This is a genomic window from Roseobacter sp. AzwK-3b (assembly GCF_000170875.1).
Taxonomy (GTDB): Bacteria; Pseudomonadota; Alphaproteobacteria; order Rhodobacterales; family Rhodobacteraceae; genus Roseovarius; species Roseovarius litoreus.
Genome location: NZ_ABCR01000002.1, coordinates 274,210 through 293,319 on the forward strand (window position 1 = coordinate 274,210; position 19,110 = coordinate 293,319).

At 50.6% G+C, this 19,110-nt stretch carries 18 protein-coding genes; 8 read left to right on the plus strand and 10 right to left on the minus strand.

Going from position 1 to position 19,110, the window contains the following annotated elements; all coding sequences use genetic code 11:
* Nucleotides 1–4: 4 nt before the first annotated feature.
* Complete coding sequence (locus RAZWK3B_RS21055) at nucleotides 5–850, plus strand: hypothetical protein (RefSeq protein ID WP_157132160.1); 846 nt, start codon at nucleotides 5–7, stop codon at nucleotides 848–850.
* 85 nt (nucleotides 851–935) lie between these two features.
* Nucleotides 936–1,385: a hypothetical protein gene (locus RAZWK3B_RS21060; RefSeq protein WP_157132161.1), complete on the plus strand. Its 450-nt coding sequence runs from the start codon at nucleotides 936–938 to the stop codon at nucleotides 1,383–1,385.
* A gap of 92 nt (nucleotides 1,386–1,477) precedes the next feature.
* On the opposite strand, the gene RAZWK3B_RS05525 is transcribed toward RAZWK3B_RS21060, so the two are convergent.
* Nucleotides 1,478–2,521: a hypothetical protein gene (locus tag RAZWK3B_RS05525; protein ID WP_007813043.1), complete on the minus strand. Its 1,044-nt coding sequence runs from the start codon at nucleotides 2,519–2,521 to the stop codon at nucleotides 1,478–1,480.
* A gap of 14 nt (nucleotides 2,522–2,535) precedes the next feature.
* On the opposite strand from RAZWK3B_RS05525, the gene RAZWK3B_RS05530 reads away from it, so the two are divergent.
* Nucleotides 2,536–3,006 carry a hypothetical protein gene (locus RAZWK3B_RS05530; RefSeq protein ID WP_007813044.1) on the plus strand — a complete coding sequence of 157 codons (471 nt, stop codon included), beginning with the start codon at nucleotides 2,536–2,538 and terminating at the stop codon, nucleotides 3,004–3,006.
* 115 nt (nucleotides 3,007–3,121) lie between these two features.
* Nucleotides 3,122–4,360, plus strand: a complete 1,239-nt coding sequence (locus tag RAZWK3B_RS05535; protein WP_007813046.1) for a tyrosine-type recombinase/integrase — start codon at nucleotides 3,122–3,124, stop codon at nucleotides 4,358–4,360.
* Nucleotides 4,361–4,454: 94 nt separating this feature from the next.
* Here RAZWK3B_RS05535 and RAZWK3B_RS20490 read toward each other — a convergent pair whose 3' ends face one another.
* Entirely contained in the window at nucleotides 4,455–5,369 is a 915-nt protein-coding gene (locus RAZWK3B_RS20490; protein WP_198133248.1) for a c-type cytochrome domain-containing protein, read from the minus strand.
* 243 nt (nucleotides 5,370–5,612) lie between these two features.
* Between RAZWK3B_RS20490 and RAZWK3B_RS21395 the strand changes: the two genes are divergently transcribed.
* Complete coding sequence (locus RAZWK3B_RS21395; protein ID WP_198133249.1) at nucleotides 5,613–5,786, plus strand: hypothetical protein; 174 nt, start codon at nucleotides 5,613–5,615, stop codon at nucleotides 5,784–5,786.
* Nucleotides 5,787–5,899: 113 nt separating this feature from the next.
* Nucleotides 5,900–6,562: a hypothetical protein gene (locus RAZWK3B_RS21070; protein WP_502685141.1), complete on the plus strand. Its 663-nt coding sequence runs from the start codon at nucleotides 5,900–5,902 to the stop codon at nucleotides 6,560–6,562.
* A 20-nt stretch (nucleotides 6,563–6,582) separates the two neighbouring features.
* Here RAZWK3B_RS21070 and RAZWK3B_RS05550 read toward each other — a convergent pair whose 3' ends face one another.
* From RAZWK3B_RS05550 to RAZWK3B_RS05570, 5 genes are all read right to left on the minus strand, one after another.
* Complete coding sequence (locus RAZWK3B_RS05550) at nucleotides 6,583–7,149, minus strand: tyrosine-type recombinase/integrase (RefSeq protein WP_037295180.1); 567 nt, start codon at nucleotides 7,147–7,149, stop codon at nucleotides 6,583–6,585.
* Between the two features lie 350 nt (nucleotides 7,150–7,499).
* A complete protein-coding gene (locus RAZWK3B_RS05555) occupies nucleotides 7,500–9,836 on the minus strand; it encodes a vanadium-dependent haloperoxidase (protein WP_232279481.1) in 2,337 nt (778 codons plus the stop codon).
* A 153-nt stretch (nucleotides 9,837–9,989) separates the two neighbouring features.
* On the minus strand, nucleotides 9,990–10,322 hold the full coding sequence (locus tag RAZWK3B_RS05560) for a DUF3768 domain-containing protein (RefSeq protein ID WP_007813060.1): 333 nt from the start codon (nucleotides 10,320–10,322) through the stop codon (nucleotides 9,990–9,992).
* Nucleotides 10,315–10,773 (minus strand): hypothetical protein, encoded by a 459-nt coding sequence (locus RAZWK3B_RS21400; protein WP_198133250.1) that lies wholly within the window; start codon nucleotides 10,771–10,773, stop codon nucleotides 10,315–10,317. Before RAZWK3B_RS21400 ends, RAZWK3B_RS05560 begins: the two co-directional genes overlap by 8 nt.
* Nucleotides 10,774–11,210: 437 nt before the next feature.
* Nucleotides 11,211–11,846, minus strand: coding sequence for a hypothetical protein (locus RAZWK3B_RS05570; RefSeq protein WP_007813064.1), 636 nt, complete (start codon nucleotides 11,844–11,846; stop codon nucleotides 11,211–11,213).
* A gap of 1,225 nt (nucleotides 11,847–13,071) precedes the next feature.
* Between RAZWK3B_RS05570 and RAZWK3B_RS21075 the strand changes: the two genes are divergently transcribed.
* The gene (locus RAZWK3B_RS21075; RefSeq protein ID WP_157132163.1) at nucleotides 13,072–13,398 is read left to right on the plus strand and encodes a DUF6626 family protein; all 327 of its coding nucleotides are present in this window, start codon (nucleotides 13,072–13,074) and stop codon (nucleotides 13,396–13,398) included.
* 124 nt (nucleotides 13,399–13,522) lie between these two features.
* Nucleotides 13,523–13,678: a hypothetical protein gene (locus RAZWK3B_RS21080; protein ID WP_157132164.1), complete on the plus strand. Its 156-nt coding sequence runs from the start codon at nucleotides 13,523–13,525 to the stop codon at nucleotides 13,676–13,678.
* A gap of 475 nt (nucleotides 13,679–14,153) precedes the next feature.
* Here the strand turns inward: RAZWK3B_RS21080 and RAZWK3B_RS05575 are convergent, their stop codons facing one another.
* The 3 genes from RAZWK3B_RS05575 to RAZWK3B_RS05590 form a co-directional block, all read right to left on the minus strand.
* Nucleotides 14,154–16,643 carry a hybrid sensor histidine kinase/response regulator gene (locus RAZWK3B_RS05575; protein ID WP_157132165.1) on the minus strand — a complete coding sequence of 830 codons (2,490 nt, stop codon included), beginning with the start codon at nucleotides 16,641–16,643 and terminating at the stop codon, nucleotides 14,154–14,156.
* A 112-nt stretch (nucleotides 16,644–16,755) separates the two neighbouring features.
* Nucleotides 16,756–17,142: a hypothetical protein gene (locus tag RAZWK3B_RS05585; protein WP_007813073.1), complete on the minus strand. Its 387-nt coding sequence runs from the start codon at nucleotides 17,140–17,142 to the stop codon at nucleotides 16,756–16,758.
* A gap of 841 nt (nucleotides 17,143–17,983) precedes the next feature.
* Complete coding sequence (locus RAZWK3B_RS05590; RefSeq protein WP_007813075.1) at nucleotides 17,984–19,000, minus strand: AraC family transcriptional regulator; 1,017 nt, start codon at nucleotides 18,998–19,000, stop codon at nucleotides 17,984–17,986.
* Nucleotides 19,001–19,110: the final 110 nt, after the last annotated feature.

The following is a 19,110-nucleotide window of genomic DNA, read 5'->3' on the forward strand; positions in this document are numbered from 1 at the left end:
TTAATTGGCACGCAGGAGATACAGAAACAACGGTTACCGTTACCAAAGTAGACCGCGCAATCTAGGCTATGAAGCCGCTAAAAAACACATTGAAGAGGCACAACAGCTCACAAGGGAGCTCGGTGGAACAGACCAAGACGTGAAGCGCTATTTCTTCTCACTTGCCAACCGTGAATTGAAAGCAATTATGGACGAATACGGTCGTCAGTTTGGCCGTGATAAGCAAGACTATGCTGAAAGAACCTTTTTGGATTGGAAATCTGGCCGTCGAAAAATGAGCGGCACGGTCGCGGGCAGATTGTTTAGCTTGTTGCCACCCCGGATGCCGTTGGAAAAAAAATACGATTTAGTTGAGAGCCTATGGAAGCATCTTGGGCCTAAATCAAACACCACGTTCACTGTTGGAGCAGACGTGAGTGCAGAAAATGTCATCCAAAAGATCACTGATCACACACTTGCAGTCGTAAAGGAGTTTGAAATTCCAGATAATTTTGAGCGGCGATTTGAGTGGCTAGCCGCAGGTGATGTTGCAGTAAGGCAAAAACTACTAAACCATTTTCAAGATCTTGAACGAAAGGCAATCATATATGGTGCTCAACAGCAAGTCCCAGCCGTGATTGATCATCTCTCGTCTTCGGAGGGGCATCTAACACATTTCGCGACACAAGAGCTCAAAGTCGGCAATCACACCGTTCGGCTGGAGTTCGATAAAAACCACACTGGTATTACTGAAGGTAGCTTTCGCCCTATATCTACGGCGTCTAAATCTTCCAATGATGACAGAACTTGGCTTGGCTGGATCATTGGAGCTGCAATCATAATTTTTGTTTTTGTTCTATTCGGTGGGTAGGTGAATCAAGTTTGAACCAGCTGCTACATTCTCTTTGGTTTTTTGGCCCTGTGCTGTTTTACAAGCTTTAGAAGGCAGAACAGCAATGAGTAAAATTAACCACGATCGCGATCTCTTGCGCCTTATAGATGAACGCAAGAAACTCGCTGACCAAAAGCGTAAGTTAGCAAAAGAGCTTGAATCTTCTGCAGTGTCCCAGCGCCAAAATTCTATGTGCGCTGCGCTCAATCAATGCCCTGATGCAGGTTCCCTTATGAATATCGTAGATGCGATGAAACACTACTTAAAACATGGTGACTGGAGCAGGATTCTGAAATCCCTTAAGGCGGTAGATGCGAATGATACTGAAATTGTTATAAAGATTCTTGAAAAATCGCTTACTGGATTCAAGATCCAGAGATCTGATAAGCATGTAAGTGGATTTTGGATAAGTGCTAATAAACCTTTGAGCAATAAATCATTTCAATCTTTCAAAAAATTGGCGCTTCAAGGCCACGATCTAAGAAGTTCTGAAGTAAGGAAAGTTCTGCGGTAGAAAATTTCTCTGAACAAACTTGCTCATAGGCAAAATTCATATTTGGTTCTTTCATAGTTGATGTGTTGTATTTTTTCTTTTACTTCAGGGTGTTAATCACATTCTAAACTGACGTAACCTTCACTGACCTTGGGCAGAATTGCAAAACGTTTGCATGTCATCTTTGTTGGCTGCGTATCTCCATCATACTGAACATCACAGCTCAGGCTTCCCCATCGATCCCAATACGCACATGTTACGGTGTCTAGCCTCCCGTCCAGATCAAGGTCGAAATCAAAAGATTTTGTCTGCCGTGGAGCGTCTCGAACTTCTTCTGCAGTCAGTTCCATCAGGCTGACAGACTTGGCGTAATTGAAACGCTCCGTCAGCTTGACCAGCCTTCCATCCCTCTGGGCATAGTCTGACTGCGATTGCCAATCCTCGTAGTTGTCGGCACCCAGAGCCCTGTCTTTCACCCGAACCAGCGTCTCGCCCTTGAATGGGACAAGCTCATATCCATCCCATCCATTGGAAATTGGCTGACCGTTTAATATTTCGAAAAATCCGTCACCGCGATACGAGATAACGGAAAGTTTTCCGGGGCAGCAGTTCCCGCCATTGGACAGTTCAACGACGGTCTCTGGGTGTCCGTCTCCGTCAAGGTCTTTTGTTGATCCGATCTTGTAGGGACCCACTTGCTCCCAACTGTCATGGTCGATCACGTACCGGGTGCCGTTCAAATTAGCCTCGACAGTGTTATCCAGCGGTGACTGATCCCCTTCGAGAATACGATAGGTCGGAACTGTACCGACAGGAACGCCAAGGCATATACGGGAATCGTCACCTATCCAGCACTCGTCTTCAAGCTGCATCTCACCCAAGCGATTGTGCGCATGGCTTGCACCGTAGGATCCGTTCCAGTGGCCTTGGTAGGTCCCGTCCGAGTCTTCAAGCAGAAGAACCCAATAGCCCAAGGATTCGTCGTCTGTCTTTTGGCCAACCTCAATCGACCACAATCGGTCAGCATAGAGTGTTTTGGAGTATCGGCATTCCCCGTGGTGATACAGCAGGCCATCCACCTCAATTGAGCAGGTCTCATCCGCAAGGCCTGAAGCTGGCAGCAGTGCGAATAGGGTTGAGGCGAGAAGGCGTTTCATGTCAGTTTGATACCATGGAAATTCAAGCAAAGACAGCCGGAAGCCGAATTCTTGCAGCAGCCCTTGCCTTCGGGCTGGCGGTAAGCCCTGCGAATGCGGACTTTATAGACACTACTTGGACTGTTGAGAAATTCACTGGTGAAGCCTGGTTCGTCCAACCTGAAAAAGTGATTGGACAGACGCAAATGTTCGATGGCGGATACGCTGAAGGTTACTTCTACAGTTGCGACTTCAAGGGTCAGTCCATGACCTATACCACCTATGCCAATACCGAGTTTTTCGAAAACCCCGAATTCAAAAAGTTCATCCCGCTGAAATCTGATATGGAAGCGGACAGTGACACGCTATTCGTCCACAGGGTCACCTGTAACGGAAATGACCTAGTGCCTCCACGGGTACTTTATCCCTTTGTCACCAACGAGACCAGAGAGCGGGCTTGGTACCTGTATGAGGGTGGAATCTTTGCATTAGTGGCGAACGAATAGCTGAAGATTTGTCACAATTCGGACTCTTTATCGGGTGCACGTGTTGAGCTGCGCTTTCTGGCTGACAGTGCCAACACAAAACCATACTGTGCGATGAAGCTGCTGGAAGGGAAGCATGGTCGCACTCAGCCCAAATACGCACGTACTGTTGGACGGCGAGGTCAAGGTCTACAAGCGCGGCAACAGCAAGCGCTGGCAGGCCACCTTCAAGATCGATCAGCACTGGGTGCGCATCAGCACGGGCAAGACCGACTTGGAAGAAGCCAAGACTGTGGCCCGTGACCAATATCTTGAATATCGCTTCCGCGCCAAGCATGACCTGCCTGTTGTGACCAAGCGGTTTGAGGACGTGGCCAAGCTGGCGATTGCTGACATGCAGCGGCAGCTGGACGCGGAAGCCGGGCGCAAGGTTTATAAGGATTACATCAAGGCGCTGAACCTGTATTTCATCCCGTTTTTCGGTAAGACATTCATCACCAACATCGACCATGAAAAAATTCAGGACTTCAATCGTTGGCGGGTCCAGCAGCTTGGTCGTGAACCAAAAGCGTCGACGCTGAACACGCACAACTCGGCTATGAACAGAGTGTTCGATGAGGCTGTGGCGCGGGGTTTCATAGCCCAGGGCAAAGTGCCGATCTTGTCCAACAAGGGTGAGGGTGCTGAACGCAGACCTGATTTCAGCCGTGATGAATATCGCACTCTGATCCGGAAATTGCCGCACTGGATCGACAAAGGCAAAGGCGGCAAGTCACGGGATATGCGTTACCTACTCAGGGACTACGTGTTGATCTTGGCCAACACCGGCATGCGACATGGTACCGAAGCACAAAACCTGCGCTGGAAGCATGTCACGATATTTGAAGACGGCGGCTTAGAATATGTAGAGTTTTACCTGCACGGCAAAACCAAACCCCATGAAGCCATCGGTCGGGCTGGAACGATTGGCTATCTCAAGCGCATTCATGCCCGCACTGATGCGATCAAAGATATCGACTTCTACGACATGCTCAAGCAGAAGCTGGATTTGCCTGTGTTTTGCTTGCCAGATGGCACTGTAACGGAGCATCTGCGTCAGACGTTCAAAGCTTTTTTGAAAGATGCTGACCTGCTCAAGTGCCCAAAGACTGGCAAGGATCGAACGCTTTACAGCCTGCGTCATACCTATGCCACCTTTGCATTGGTCAATGACGGCATGGATATCCACGCCCTGGCCAAGCAGATGGGGACGTCAATCGGCATGATTGAGCGGCATTACAGCCATCTTGAGCCGCGCATGAAGAAAGAAATGTTCACTGGAAAAAGGTACGATTTGCCAGCTGACGAATTCAAAAAACGGTACAAGTCAGAGTAGTTCAGCCGCAGCGCTCAGCTGTTCAGCGTGGAGGGTTGAGTGTACGTCAGATCAAGCCTGAAATTTTATAGATTTGGTCGATAGCTGGTGCTTGCTATCGATCTCTGAAGCGGTCGGCGATGATGTCACCATTGGCGCTGATATGCCCGCGTACTTCCGCCCTGCCACCTTTTCTAGGTACATCATCTATACGTGTGTCACCGGTGACAACGAAAACTGCGCCATCAATCTCATGGCGTCCTGTCAATATCCCTCTCATGCGAACTCTTGCGCCTGTAGGTATTTCTGCAGGTATTCCGTCCTCAGATTTCGCACCGCCGTCAATCCAATCGCGCAGCAGCTGAGTTTCCTCTTTGCTAAGCCATGGTGGCCCATCTAAGGGCATCCGCGGATCGCTGTACCCTTCCACTCGACGTATGATTTCTGATGCCTGTGCATTGCTAGGCAGAACTGCCAACCGTTCGCCACCTCGAAGAATATTTTCCAGTGAAGAAAGTCGAAGCCCTTCAGGTGGGCTATCATACCGTCCGTTGTCCGAATGACAGATAACACAGTGGCGTCCGAAAACACTGGCCACTTCGTCATAGGTGATTTGGCCATCTGCATAAGGGTCGTCGGCTTTTGTCGTATCTGGAGATTCTGCCTCTGGCTCAACGGCTCCAGCTGCTATCCAAGCCACAACTGTTGCGATTTCCGTGCTTGATAGAAATGGAGGCCCATCCAATGGCATCCTTGGCTCTGCTGCTCCTGTTATGCGCTGAACCAGGGCGCTTTGCTGGGGGATGGCAATATCCACGACCGAGCCATTCTCAGAGCCGGACATCAGTGCTTGATAACTGTCTAAAGCAAGGCCAAGGGGCGCATATTCGCCGGAATGACAGGCGACACAGCGTTCCTCGAAGATGGCTTGCACTGATTGCCATGTTTCTGCTGCTGCAGCGTGTGGTAGGGTGGCGAATGCAACGTAAGACGCAATCGCAACGAATACACTGTTGGTTTTGGTCGTCATGCTCTGCCCTCTTGCTGGCTTTGTGCTCATAGCAGACACCGTGATCAAATGTGATGCAATGCCCGGGCCCCCAAATACGCACTTTCATAGACCTGTTGGTGACGTGGCACATATTTTTGGGTAAGGAACTTCAAGGCGTTTTTGAGCGACAAGGATCTGCTGATATGTCCATAACCGGGCGATAACCACGTAATCTACAGTCTGCGGCCCACCTATGCCACGTTCGCATTGGTCAATGACGGCATGGATATCCACGGACTAGCCCAGCAGATGGGCCTGAGCATAGGCATGATCGAACGCCATTACAGCAACATGACCCCGCGTATCAAAAAGGATATGTTCACCGGCAAGCGCTACGAGTTGTTAGCTGAAGAATATGCTGCGCAGAAGGCGGATGGTGGGGTGGGCACAGCCTGAAGTTAGACCTTGGCAAAACTGTGCTATAAAAGCGTCGCGCAAATGATGAAACTGAATGGTTGGGCAAAATTGTGGCTTTTGAACTTCAGGACGCAAATGATGATCAAGTAGTCATGCGATATTCGCCTCTTACGCGAGGCTTGTCGTACTTGCTCTCGTCCCTCAGAGGAAAAGATAGCATACCACTTACAAAAACAGGCGCATTAAGGCGAGACTATTGTCATGACCTCGCTAGGGCTATGCGATGGCAAAATTATCGTGGGAACATGGACGAAATTTTACAGCGTATAAGGAAACAGTCAGACTATTCAGCCCTTGCCTTGGTGCGCAAAAAAGCGGTTGAGTTGGGTTATACTGTAGAAACAGACACATGCATTAAAATCACAGACTATGGTATGCGTCAGGATTTAACGGCTTCCGTGATCTATAAATTTGCTGTCCATCCTGATGTAGTTTCATCCATAGCTGAAGCGGAGAACGCATTCGCAAGAACGGGGCTGCCGACGGTTGACATGTTTCTTCGAGACATATCTGACGCAGGGCCAGCAGGATGCTCGGTGCATTTGTTGATGAACCGTGTTCTTCAAGGCGCCCGCACGCCGCAGCAAAGAAATAGTGCTTTGAGTAATGTGATAACACCAAAGCTGTTTATGCCGATGGCTGAATATGGTCTGCTAGTCTCAAAAGAGGACTGTCCTTTTCTCCCCATAAATGCAGAGTTGCAAGTAACGCCACTTTACGACTTGACCGTAAAATTTCTGCCTGACCCGATATAGTTGCCTGAAAATGGGGGCACTTACAAAAGCTCCACTGCTTCACTCAGCTGCTCTGCGTTCACGTCGATGTAACGCTGTGTGGTTGAGATGTGACTGTGTCCCGCCAATTCGGCCAGTAAGCGCACACCCACACCCTTGTTTGCCAATCTTGTGATGTAGGTACGGCGACCACTATGGCTGGAAGCGTCTTTGAGCCCAACAGCCCGGTAAATGTCCAAGAACAGCTGGCACATGGTGTTGGCTGAGAAGTGCCCGCCCTTTTGGCTTTCAAACAGGGGACGATTGGGGTCACTGAGGTTCAAGCCTGCAGCATATTCCGCCAATGCACGACGCAAGCGCTGGTTCACGTACACTGTGCGTGTCCTGCCGCCTTTGCTTTGGGCCGCTGACAGGATGAATTGTTCACGCACAGAGCCCGCTTTGTCGAACACGTCCCCACGTTTCAGCGCAGCGATTTCCTTGGCACGCAGTCCTGCGTAGAAGCTGAACAGCACGATGGTTTCGTCACGAGTTGGATGACGACGACTGCGGCAGTACTGTATAACGCGACGCAGCTGAGCTTCGTTCAATGTCTGTGCTTGGCGCATGGTGCGATCCCCTAAAAACCTCATGTTTTCATATGCTTGACTATAAAGTCTGAGGTTTTGGATGGTCGACCAGAAATGGCACTGATTGGTCATGCAATGAATTCAATGACTTAAGCCAAAATCTCATACAATGCATGTTCTATGAGGTTTTGGGCTATGTTGCCCAGCCCAGATAGCTTCCACCGTTCAAGCAGGAGTTGTGAGAGTTTAGCGTAGCGCAGGTCTATTAGTGCTAATCAGCGGTTCCCAGCACAACAACAGAGCTTCCAGCCTGTGACGCAGCAGACACGGTCCTCAAACAAGGTGCTAAACTCAAATGATCTATGCGTATTTGCAAAGTGTTTCTGCGTTCAGGCGATGAAAAACTCATCGAAGAAGGGCTGTTGTTCTGGCTGTGCCGTGCCATTGGTAAAGTCTACCGCAAGTGCGTAGGCGTCCGCGCCGATGGTGGCGCCGGCGCTGAGCCCATCGAGATTGCCATCACTGAAATGAATCCCGCCATAGATCCGAGATGCGCCACCATCTATAGCTGCCTCTGAAAACGTATCCCATTGAAACTGATACACATCACCCGGAAGTGCTGCATCAAAGGCGCTCGTCCCTGGAGGCACGGTAATATGCGCATCCAGATGGTCTGACCCGGTAAACGCCTGAAGCACAGCCGCACCGGCCGCCGAAAATGTGCTGTGTCCCGAGGTATATTCCGCGAAGGGTGGTGATTGCTCGCCGCCAGGCAGCTGGTAGGTGATGAAGTTCTCGGCCAGGATCGTTCGGGTGCCAAGGCTGGTGCCGGTGTCGGGGTCGATGCCGCCAAACGCTTGGATCACATATCCGGGCTCTCCGGTCAGTTCGTCAATACCTTGCTCCCCAATCAGCCCCAGATGCCCCAAGTCGCGGATGACCGTGACAGGGCGTGCATAATCAAAAAACACCTTGGCATCCCAGGTCGCAACCGCCGCATCAAACATGGCATTGCCCATCGTCATGAACAAAAGCGCGTCAGTTGCGGCGTCATGCCCATCTCGCTGCGACACATATTGCGCCAGCGTCATCCAGGCACCAGGAGGGTAGCTAGTGCCGGGGCCATCTTCCCAGAATTCGGCAATCATCTTCTGATCTTCGGTCAGCGTCGCGCTTGTCTGAACGAGGGATTCGGCTTGCGAGATGAAGGCAGGGTTGATGACGGGACCGATCAGGGATTTGTCCACAGGCACTGTGGTTCCAGCCTCTAACGCCACACCATTTATCTCTGCCGGAGCCGCAAGGGTGACCGTCTTTGCCTGAAAATCAAGGGCCGCACCCGCATGCTCAGCCGTGAAAAACGGCTCAGGACCATCAGGACGCGTCAGCACCGTGTCAGTTTCTCCAGTGGGCGTTTCAGGGAGCGCAAACCCTTCCGCAAGACTGAGTTCCGGCGTGAGGAAGGTCTGCAGCGCATCAGGCGTCGGAGACAGGATGCCCTGCTTCTCCGGCGTCCAGCGCGCGATGTCCTTACGGGTCTCGGGCGCCGGATCAGCATTCACCGGCGTATAGAGTCCCTCGGATATCGCAGCCAGCTGTGTCGCTTCCACTTGACGCGGTGTCAGGCCATCTTGAGCCGCATCCGCCCCGACCTCATAGGCCCGCGAGTCATCGGCGATATCCAGCCCGATACGCTGCGATATCACTTGATCGAGCTTCTCCTGATATTGCGGGTAAAGCTCCGATAGCACTCGATGGGCCGCAACATGCATGGCCGTCTCGATCTCGGCTGTTGATGCGTCAGACAGGGCCGCAACATCCAAGTTGTCACCCTCAAGGTCGATCGACACACGTTGTGCGACCGGGTCATAACTGGCCTGTGCATCATAAATTGCGGTATGCATGATCGAGAATGATCGCGACGCGTTGGTCGGCCCGCCGCCACTTTCCACAACGATTGATTGCAGGATCTGATCCCAGAGGACGCTTGGAGTGACTTCGGGCGTATTGACCATCATAAGGCGCGGGCCGCCTTCGGCCAAAAGGTCGGGGCCTGGCTGCTCGAGTTGTGCCAGGATATCAGCCGTCCGGAAAGTTTCCGTACCAGCAATGAAGCTATCGAATTCCGACAGCGACTCCACCTCACCGTCAAACCGGTTGCGAACCGCCAGCGCGCCATCCTGCAACAAGAAGTCAAAATCATGCAGAGGACCAGCCAGCGTCGCAACACGACCGGCTTCGGGGCTGCCTACACCAAGATCTGCTGGATCATCTGCAGAGTTTAAGGGTAGGAATTCGAAGCTGTCCACATCATCGAGCTCTAGTTCAAACTTCCCATTACGAGATTCGACCTCAAGTTCGCCGTCATCAAAGTCAAATTCGTAATCCTCGCGCCTGCCCTCAAGCGTGATCACACGGGCCTCACCGTCCTGTATGAAGCCGATTTGAAATTTTTCCTCAAACCCGTTAGGCAGGATTCCAGCGGCTTCGCTGGGACGGTTGGACAGAAATTCGAAGCTGTCCACATCATCGAGCTCTAATTCGAACTTCCCATTACGAGATTCGACCTCAAGTTCGCCGTCATCAAAGTCAAATTCGTAATCCTCGCGCCTGCCCTCAAGCGTGATCACGCGTGCCTCACCATCCTGCGTGAACATGACTTGCAGCTCAGGACCAGTACGACGATCGCTGTCTGGCTGGCGGTCCGCTGTACCCGACTGTCCCATGCTTTCTGATCTCCAGTGTCATTGCCGTGCCGCCCATAGCGCATGATTGGTGCGGCGTTTTCGTAGCAAGTTTGGCAGAGCGGCACGTGAACAGCAACGACTTCGGTAGGATCAGTTTTAGGACCTTGGTCGGCAAAAAATGGGGTAAATCTATCAGTATTCCTCGGCTAGCATCACCGTGAGCACCCGAGCTGTGACGGTTTCATCGGCGGGGTCAGGCGAGTGCATTGAGTACTCCAAGTCGTAATAGTCCCAACGCCAGAACACCTGAACCTCGCCCCACCGAAACGACCCGAAGTCGTGCTCCTGATAGGGATCATTGTCTGGCGTAAAGCGGTCGTACGATCTGACCTGTGCCAGTATTTGGTTAACTGCATCATCACCAAGCTCAGCAATGCCACGTGTGATCACAACACGACAGCTGGTGAATGACTGCCGTGCACGATCGTTGAGTTCCCGTATGCGGTCAGTCTTGAATTCAGCCATCTTGCGCCGCCCGCGCCGCGCCGGGTTTGATGCGGGGTTTTCGTTCCGCTGTTTTGGCAATAGCTGTGTCCAACTCCCCGCCAGACGCAGCTGTGAGAAACGCATCCAATACAGCACCCACGTCTTTGAGTGTTTTGACGAACACAGCATTGTTGATGCCATCAGCAGCAATCACACGTGCCCCATAACGGCACTGAACATACCACCCGCCGTCTTGTTCAAAGAACCACGCTCGTACACGACGATGGGTTTTGACCAAGACCCTCTCGCCCTGCTCGTTGTTCATCCATTTGTGACGCTCAACGCGATGATCTTCGCCTTTGAGTGCAGCGGCATAGACCAGTTTTTGTTCTTTTAATCCCGCCACCAGCTTTTCACGACGAGCCAGAACAGGATCACGTGTTGTGCTGCGAGTAACCGATTTGAAGTTGAGTTTTGCCAATGCAGTCATCTGCTAAGTGCTCCCTTGCTATACACCTATAGCGCGAACATATGATCAGAGATTTGTGTGGACGACCGAAAAGACAGCTGTTGTGACAAGAAATGGAAGTGCGCACGAGAACCGAACAAACGCTCATAAAAAAAGCGTCTAACGGTGTGTGCCGCTGACGCTATCCAATTGTTTATGTGATGTTTGTGGCCACTCAGTGTCGTTCAAGTGGTTCTGTTTCTGTATTGCTCGCTGAGCTCTTTGTGGTTGATTGTGTTTGTGTCAAGTTGATCATGCGTTCAATCAATACGTGTTTTTCTGTTTGCTTGAGTGTTTTATGTTCTCATCACTTGTGAGTGTTTTGTGTTTCTTTGGTTGAACTTGTGTGTTGCCACTGAACAAGGATGTGCCAAGGTTTCCGCCTACGACATGATCCCATTTGAATTGTCTGATATGCGTCAGCGTGAAGGGGCCTTGCCACGCTTCACTACGAGGTTTCCGTCGTCTGCCGCATACGCTGCCTGTTGAGCCTGTAATGCCTGTTGTGCTTGCCTGAGCCAGAGTGGGCTGGCTGCCCTATGAATTCGTGCCGCCTGAGCGTCATGCTCGTATTTAGCCAATTCTGCCAAATTCGTGCTGTCCCAGCAGATGTCGTCCAAGATGGTGGCGCTGCCCAAGCGCCAGTATTCACGGGTCACATAGTTCACCGCGTCCCGCCTGATCTTCACCGGCATAATCCAGTTCTTGGCTATGGGTCCGGTTTGCTGATGATGCTGCGTCCACACAGCGTTGAGCACACAACAGGCGTATTCGACGTCAGCGATGGGTGACTTCAGCAGGAAATGGACGTGGAAGTTTTCCGTGTCTGTGCCTTCGTGCGCGAAGCACCAGCGTGGCACACGAATATTTCGCCGATCAGCAGCGTGACCAAAGAACACGCGATCAATTCGGTTCCAGTATGAGCGAAGCAGCTTGTTGGCGGTGACACTGCCGATGGTTCTGCCGTCAACAAATTTCAGCGTGCCGAACACGTTCCAGTCTTGCTCAAGCAAGTACGCCATCAGTTCTAGTCGTTCACGTCGCCAATCCATCATTCCACGCCTTTCCCGTGTATTTAGCAACGGGACAGAAATTCACGGGTCGAACTGATGGGTTCTGTGTTGGGACAAAAACTGCGAACACTGTGTTTTCGTCAAAACTCAGAGTTCTGTGTGGCAAACACTGTGTTCGGACATTTGTGGGGAAACATAGTTCGTCAAACACAGAACTTGGGACGGGGTACACCGCTATGCTGTGTGCGCTGAGAGACTTGTTGTTCTCACTGCGTAGCCAACTTCCTCCAAAGGCGTGTTTCCAAAAACGGATACACGTCAAAGCAGAAAAAAAGAACACGCGAAACGCGAAATATGGAAACGCTACTCGCTTGACCAAACAATCAAAAAATTGCAACTCATTGTTTTAGTGTACTAAAAAGTTCAAACACTGTGTTCTAGTTTACTGTGTTCTTGAAAGTAAACTGGTTTACTGTGTTCGTGGGTGTAACCGGGGCATAATCAAAAACACAGAGTAGTTTTGTGGGTTCTGCGCGGGCAACGCCATCACGTTAAAGATCCTTTGCTTGGTGACCCGCTTTGGCACCTTGCTCAATTCAAATAATCTGCGCTGTGTGCGTCAGCCAATCGCAGCGGTGGGTGAGGATATAGTTCCCGTTCGCACCATTGGCTGACTCCCGTGTAAGGTTGATCCGCTCAAGGTAATGCCCAGCCATAAATAGATCAACCATAGGCAGTTTAACCTTACGGTTAAAAAACGACTTTTTATATTACAGGATTATGGTGTTGCGCGGCGATGCTAATCCAAGTGCCTAAAAAAGTTTACTGTGTTTGAACCAGTAAACCACTTTACTGTGTTTGGTCGCGCGCAAGACCAAATCCTCGAAAAATGCCCCGCTGTTTTACTGTTTTTGCGCGGGCAAAATCGCCTCGTTAAAGATCGCTTGCTTGGTGACCTGCATCCGCAGCCAGCTATCGCAGCTCTGGCCATTTCACGTGTTTTGCACAGCTGGCTGGGAGCAGCGTTTGAGCGTGATCGTGCGCCCCTCCCAAGCATAGACCCTTCACCGCTGTTGACACGGTCGTGATCACACTGCGGCCGCTGTTGATGCTGCGTGGTCCCGCCCGGCGTTCACAGGTGGCGCATATTCTCATCATGGGCGAATAGGCCTGCACAGAAATCCCCTTTGAGATGTGCCGAACATAAATCTTTTCCCACGCGACGATCAACATAAATACACTACAAATCAACGTGATAGGAGAACCCATGAGCATAAAACTGATTGAACACATACGAGATGAACTGATCAGTTCAGGAGCCGCGGCCAACACCCCAGAGTTTTGTCGGGCGTGGCTGGGCCGCAGTGAGGGTTACATACGAACACTGCGCAATCACGGAACTGGGCCGAGCGTTGAAACACTCACTGTGTGTTCCCACAAACTGGGTCACTACCGCGACCGTCTACGTGCGAGCGGCGATAATGGTCATGTTCAGCTGGCCGACCAGTTCGATCGTCTGAAGCTGCTCTGTGATCGAGCCATAGCTGAACATGCGGAAGCAGTATGGCGGGCACCAGAAAGGATGTCGGCGTGATGCTCTGTCTGAAATGGGTCCTGCGCTCAGAAGATCCCGCCGCGCAGTTTTTGGCTGGGAAGTACTTATCAAATCAGCCTGGTGATTTTGCATCACCCTATTTCTGCAGGTGGGCACGATGCTGGTGAGCGAAGTCGTGGGCGAGGCGTGGCGAAAGCAGCACCCCAAGCCAAAGCAGTCGCCCATACCCGGCCCCACCAAGGCAAAGGCACGTACCAAGCCCCAGAAGCTAGCCAAACCCAAGCCGTTCAACGACCCCAAACCCGAAGAGCTCAGCTGATGGCGCCACAGACAAGCTGTGCGGGCTCTGTATGCATCGGTTGGAGTTTTTCACTGGCCCATGTAGCGGCGCACGTGGGTTGACGCTGCACGCTGTGTTTGTGCAATTTCCTTCACGTTTCATACCGATACTTGTCGCACCTCATTCCCGTTGACAGAACGGTTGGCACACATAGCCCAAATGGCCTAACCTGCGATTGCAGCCCAGAAACCACTCATGGGGCAATCAGCCCGCGACAAGTTCTACTAACGCACTGAAGCCGCGCCAGTGGCTGCGCGAGGCTTCCTTGAAAGTGTTGGAAAGTCAAAAGAGGCTAGCGAGCCCAAATCAGCGACATACAGTTGTTCAAAGAGGATTGGTTCTATAGGGCCCGGCTATTCATGCGCACGGCTGGGGTGGCGAAGATAACTTAAGTAATGCTAGATTTATTTGTGTTAATTTTTACAATATCAATTTGGGATTTCTTTATCACAAACTAATCACGGTGAATTGTAGCGATCAGTGCCGTTTTTGTGTCAGACCAAAGCACTGATACGAAAGCAACTTCTTCCAATGACACCTCAGAGCTCGCTTTTATCGTCTGTTCAAGCTCAGCCATTGTTCTTGAAATTCCCACACAACCAAGGTTTGCAGAGCTCCCCTTTAATCGGTGCGCACTGGTTGCAGCCTCTAGATAACTACCTTCGCCAACGTACCTTTCGATTTCGTCAATTATGACATCGCCGTTTTTAATAAAAGTTTCTAAAAGCCGGGAGAAGTCGTCAGCCTTGAACATTGAGCGCAGTGGACCAAGTCTCTCCATATCAATTAGGCTAATGTCTTCAGACTCTATTGGTCCGCAACCATCTGTCTCCGAGCTCTCTTTTTCAACTAGCTTTTCAGATGGATAGCTCTCTTCAGACGGTTTCATCTTAGAGGATATTGTGAGAATTAAACTTTCGCGATCTGTAGGCTTTTCTATGAAACCATCCATGCCAACAGCTTTTGCATTATCTTTGAATTCTTTTAAAACATTACCAGAAACTGCAATGATCAGGCTTGGCGCAATGCCACTTTCAGACTCCAGCTTGCGGATCCTTTTTGTTGCCTCAAAACCATCCATATTGGGCATGGAAATATCCATCATGACCACTTCTGGCTTGTAATTGGTGAACACTTCAACAGCTTCACTGCCATCATTGGCAACGCGTAATATTGCGCCGGTTGGCTGCAACTGTTGCTCCAAGACTCTTAGGTTCACCTCGTGATCGTCCACTAATAAAAACTTTACCCCATCGAAGACTTTTTGTTCCGGTGACAACTTTGCACCATCGTTAACGTGCTTTGTTTCACGATGGTCAATCAACGTTTCATAAAGGGCTTGCGCCAGCATTTTTGGTCGCAAAGGCTTGGGTACGGTGTACATTTGAATCTTATTGGATCCTAAATGTTCCTGGATATCTCTCCGCATCCCCCCCATAAGAATGACTGAAGTCTTTTCTATCAATGGATCGGAACAAAGTTTATCAATCAACGACCCATTACGTAAATTAGGCATTTGAGATGCTAATAGCAGTACATCATAAGGCTTTTCCGATGCAGCTGCAGCTTCGAGCATTGGCGGGGCCTTCTCCCACCAACCAGCTGTATCATGCTGGACACCCCACCAAGATAAATACTTTGAGGCAATCGCAGTACTGAGTTGGCAATTTGCTACCAATAAAACCTTGAAGTGGCGCTTCTCTGTCAACGATTTGAGGGCTGAGTACTCTTCGGGGAGCTCGCTGACTTGCCCATACTGAAATGGAACCCGACATGTGAATTTTGACCCATCGCCTAGGGAGGAAGACGCAGTAAGCTCGCCTCCCATCATTCGAACAAGCTCTCGGGAGATCGTTAGCCCCAGGCCAGTGCCGCCATATTTTCTGGTCGTACTTTCATTCACTTGGCTAAAAGGTTTAAAAATTGTTTCGAGTGCATCTGCCGATATGCCTACGCCCGTGTCAGTGACACTGCAGCAAACTTCCGCCTCGCTCCCCTGGAGTACGAGCTTAACTTCTAGCGTTACAGTACCCTCATTCGTGAACTTAATGGCGTTACTTAAAAGGTTCAGCAATACTTGCCTGAAGCGTGCACCATCACCGATGAGATTATATTCAAGGTGTGTAGGACAATCGACCAACAACTCTATGCCTTTTCCAGCAGCATCAATCTCAATCATACTGACTGCGTCGAAAATTAAATCGCTAAGGTCAAATTCGTCATTGTTGAGCTTAATTGCCGTCGCGTCGATTTGCGCAAAGTCAAGAACATCCTCAATGATTAGCTTGAGTGCATTACCTGATTTCGTAATGGTATTTACGCACTCGCGTTGACTGCTGGTAAGGCTGGTTTCTCTGAGAAACTCAGCGTTCCCCAAAACACCATTAAGAGGGGTGCGAAGCTCATGACTCATATTTGCGAGGAAACGAGTTTTTGTAGCATTCGCGTGTTCGGCCAGATCACGTGAGCGAACAATATCATCTATCAATGCCTTTAGCGGCCTACCCACAATTACACGAAAAGCAAACCAACTGGACAGAACTGAAGCGACAAGACTGAAAGCCAGAACAGAAAGGGAGTTACGTATTTGGGACTGACGGATCTGTGTGACTTGTTCAGTGCTAAATCCAACACGAAGTACCGTCTGCTCATTAGCGTCAAACGCAACTTCAAGCCAATCGTCTATTTGAGCAAACCTACAACCTATCTCTGAAGGCGCCGACAAATTTGGAACTTCAATACCGTCACCTGATAGCTTTGCGCATTTAATCGATTGATTGCCAAGAAGAAGTTGTAACAGCTGATTAGTGACATGACTTTTTGCATCTCGATCGAGGTTTTGGTTTCCCAATATGCCTTCAATTGAACCAGCAGTCCGAGCAACTGTGTTTCCAAGACGTGTTGAAAAGTCATCACGGGCATCAAAAAATCTATCACTGTACAAGAAGTAGAGCGCTACGCCCGCAAGCAAAAGAAAAGTTGGGATTGTGAAAAGTAACAGCTTAAGAAACAGAACTGTTGGTCGTGGCAATTGGAGCAAAATAAAACCTTACTAACTATTTGACACGTTCAACACGGCCCGCTTTCATTAAGTTTTCGAGCACCTCACGATTGTTGATCTCAGTCTGGTAAACGCGAAAGCCACTTCCAGTTTCGGTAATGTAGAAATCGACGGGGACTGAAGACCCACTCTCTGTAGTTAAATCCAAACAGAGGACATAGTCTTCATCCAAAGCCATAACCATAGAGTGCGTATCAATAGGAAAGTATTTTACCACCTCGCCGGTCTCAAAGTCACGCCGTTGGATGGCACCATCAACTAAAGACTGGTCTACGTGCCTTTGCATGGTTAGCTGCAGCTCGGCGATCAAATCTGTCTTCTCATTTGCTAAGGCCGAAGAGCATGCAACAATCCCCCCAAACACTAATGATATAAGGCGCATCGATCCCCTCTTTTTGCAGTTTGCGTAAGATATAACCTCAGCGTTCTAAAGCTACAGTTTTCACATATCTTTTCATCCAAGTCTAGGTGCCGGCTATTGCATCTGGTATGGATGTGATAATTCGTAGCTCACCGCGTGGGTTCAAACCACACATTATTTGGCTCATGGTGAACCGTGGCTGACCTTTTAAACCCATATCTCCTTTTGAATAAAGCAGAATGAGGTTGATGCCTAACACACCGTCGCAAACGCTGTGTTCAACACAGTGTTCTCGCCTCGTTCATCCTCAAATCACCAAAAACACACTTTTACGCACACCAAAATTTCTGTAATCTAACTTACAGTAATAAAAAAGAAATCTACTGCCATCTGCATTGAAAATCCTCGTGTCGGTGGTTCGATTCCGCCCCCGGGCACCACTTTTACCAGAGAAAACACTGGTTTAGGTTTTGAGAGTGCACGCTAAGCGTGTGTAAATCAAAAACACACCAAACGCACACTTTTTGTCGTGTTTTCAGGCTGGACAGTGAGTGGAATCGCTGTGGTGAACACTGTGAAGTTGCTGGATGCTGTGTTGGCGCGAGAACAGTGAACACTGTGTCGCTGGCTATGTTCAGAACACTGTGTTTTCGGTTTGTGGTTCAGACACAGTGTTGCGGACACTGTGTCGGCGGAGTTTTGTGGGAATATGGTTGTTCCCATTAATAATGTGACTGGTATCTTTACGCTTCAGCTGTCTTTCGGGCTATTGAAACCCAAAAGAGGGTGTGAACCTATTGTGGTCTTCTGTGCAGGTCGCTGCTAGCAAAGCTGAGGAATAACTCAAGCGGTGGTCTAATAGTTATTCAGCCTCTCCAGCCTGTCGCCTAAGCGTTTCGCGAAAGGCAACGGGTGCCTGGCCGGTCCACCTGCGGAAGCTTCTCGAAAAGCTGTTGGCATCGCGGTAGGCTAAGACATTCGCAATCTCGTCAACTCGTAAGGCGGTCTTTTTGAGATACCGGATCGCCAGACCGCGACGCGTGGCGTCCAACACCTGCTGATAGGATGTGCCTTCCTCGCGCAAGCGCCTCTGCAACGTGCTGCGGCTGACCCCTAGAGAAAGGCCCACATCCTCCGCCCCCGTGCGTCCTGCGGGCATCAAATCGACCAATGCCCCTCGCACACGATAGGCAACTGGAAGGTGGTCGTTCTGGGCGGCTAGCTTAAGCCTCAGGTCAGCCTCGACATCAGCCCAAAGGGCGGCGTTCTCGGAAATAAACCGGCGCTTGGCATCCTCGGGCGCAAAGGCCACATAGGTGACCTGCGACCGCTCCGGCATGATGCCTAGATGCCCGGCGATCATATGCCGTTCCTCTTCGGATCCATCGAATCCCGCTGCAACCGGGCAGACCAGATGGGCCGTCGCCCCGCGAATATTCTCGACTGCCACCACAAGTTGCAGGGCGCCAAGGCTCGGCGGCATGGGCACGCGGGCATCGACGCTTTCGTATTCCAGCCGCAGCAAATCGCCATCCCGGAACACCCGCATCACGGTCGGGCCCAGCAACGACTTGAACTGCGCCAAACGCCTGAGGCCGGTTTCCATGTCGGGCGCACATGAGAGCGTGAAGAACACAGGAATGACAGGCCCGCGTGAAATCGCAACGCCTAGATAGGGTACATAATCGGGGCGCGACGACAGCGCACCCATAGTGTTCCAGCAGTCGAAATACTGTTGCGCCGTTACCCGCGCCTCAGACCTGCCTGGCGTAAGGCCGCCAAGGCCAGCGTTCTCGAGCATCACCTGCGGATCGACGCCGAGGATGCGGCACGCCACTTCCGTCGCCATGAAGAGGGAATAGGTTTGTAAATGATCCATGCGCCCGAACTCTCAAAGTCCCTGTATTAATGCCACGAAGGGTTGCGTGGGGCCAGTACGTGAATGCCGAATGACCGGATATGCATGTCTCTGACTATATATGCATATCG

Coding starts and splice junctions, on each gene's coding strand:
- RAZWK3B_RS21060 (WP_157132161.1), top strand. CDS start 936: ATGAGTAAAATTAACCACGATCGCGATCTCTTGCGCCTTATAGATGAA.
- RAZWK3B_RS05525 (WP_007813043.1), bottom strand. CDS start 2,521: ATGAAACGCCTTCTCGCCTCAACCCTATTCGCACTGCTGCCAGCTTCA.
- RAZWK3B_RS05530 (WP_007813044.1), top strand. CDS start 2,536: ATGGAAATTCAAGCAAAGACAGCCGGAAGCCGAATTCTTGCAGCAGCC.
- RAZWK3B_RS05535 (WP_007813046.1), top strand. CDS start 3,122: ATGGTCGCACTCAGCCCAAATACGCACGTACTGTTGGACGGCGAGGTC.
- RAZWK3B_RS20490 (WP_198133248.1), bottom strand. CDS start 5,369: ATGACGACCAAAACCAACAGTGTATTCGTTGCGATTGCGTCTTACGTT.
- RAZWK3B_RS21395 (WP_198133249.1), top strand. CDS start 5,613: ATGGATATCCACGGACTAGCCCAGCAGATGGGCCTGAGCATAGGCATG.
- RAZWK3B_RS21070 (WP_502685141.1), top strand. CDS start 5,900: ATGCGATATTCGCCTCTTACGCGAGGCTTGTCGTACTTGCTCTCGTCC.
- RAZWK3B_RS05550 (WP_037295180.1), bottom strand. CDS start 7,149: ATGCGCCAAGCACAGACATTGAACGAAGCTCAGCTGCGTCGCGTTATA.
- RAZWK3B_RS05555 (WP_232279481.1), bottom strand. CDS start 9,836: ATGGGACAGTCGGGTACAGCGGACCGCCAGCCAGACAGCGATCGTCGT.
- RAZWK3B_RS05560 (WP_007813060.1), bottom strand. CDS start 10,322: ATGGCTGAATTCAAGACTGACCGCATACGGGAACTCAACGATCGTGCA.
- RAZWK3B_RS21400 (WP_198133250.1), bottom strand. CDS start 10,773: ATGACTGCATTGGCAAAACTCAACTTCAAATCGGTTACTCGCAGCACA.
- RAZWK3B_RS05570 (WP_007813064.1), bottom strand. CDS start 11,846: ATGATGGATTGGCGACGTGAACGACTAGAACTGATGGCGTACTTGCTT.
- RAZWK3B_RS21075 (WP_157132163.1), top strand. CDS start 13,072: ATGAGCATAAAACTGATTGAACACATACGAGATGAACTGATCAGTTCA.
- RAZWK3B_RS05585 (WP_007813073.1), bottom strand. CDS start 17,142: ATGCGCCTTATATCATTAGTGTTTGGGGGGATTGTTGCATGCTCTTCG.
- RAZWK3B_RS05590 (WP_007813075.1), bottom strand. CDS start 19,000: ATGGATCATTTACAAACCTATTCCCTCTTCATGGCGACGGAAGTGGCG.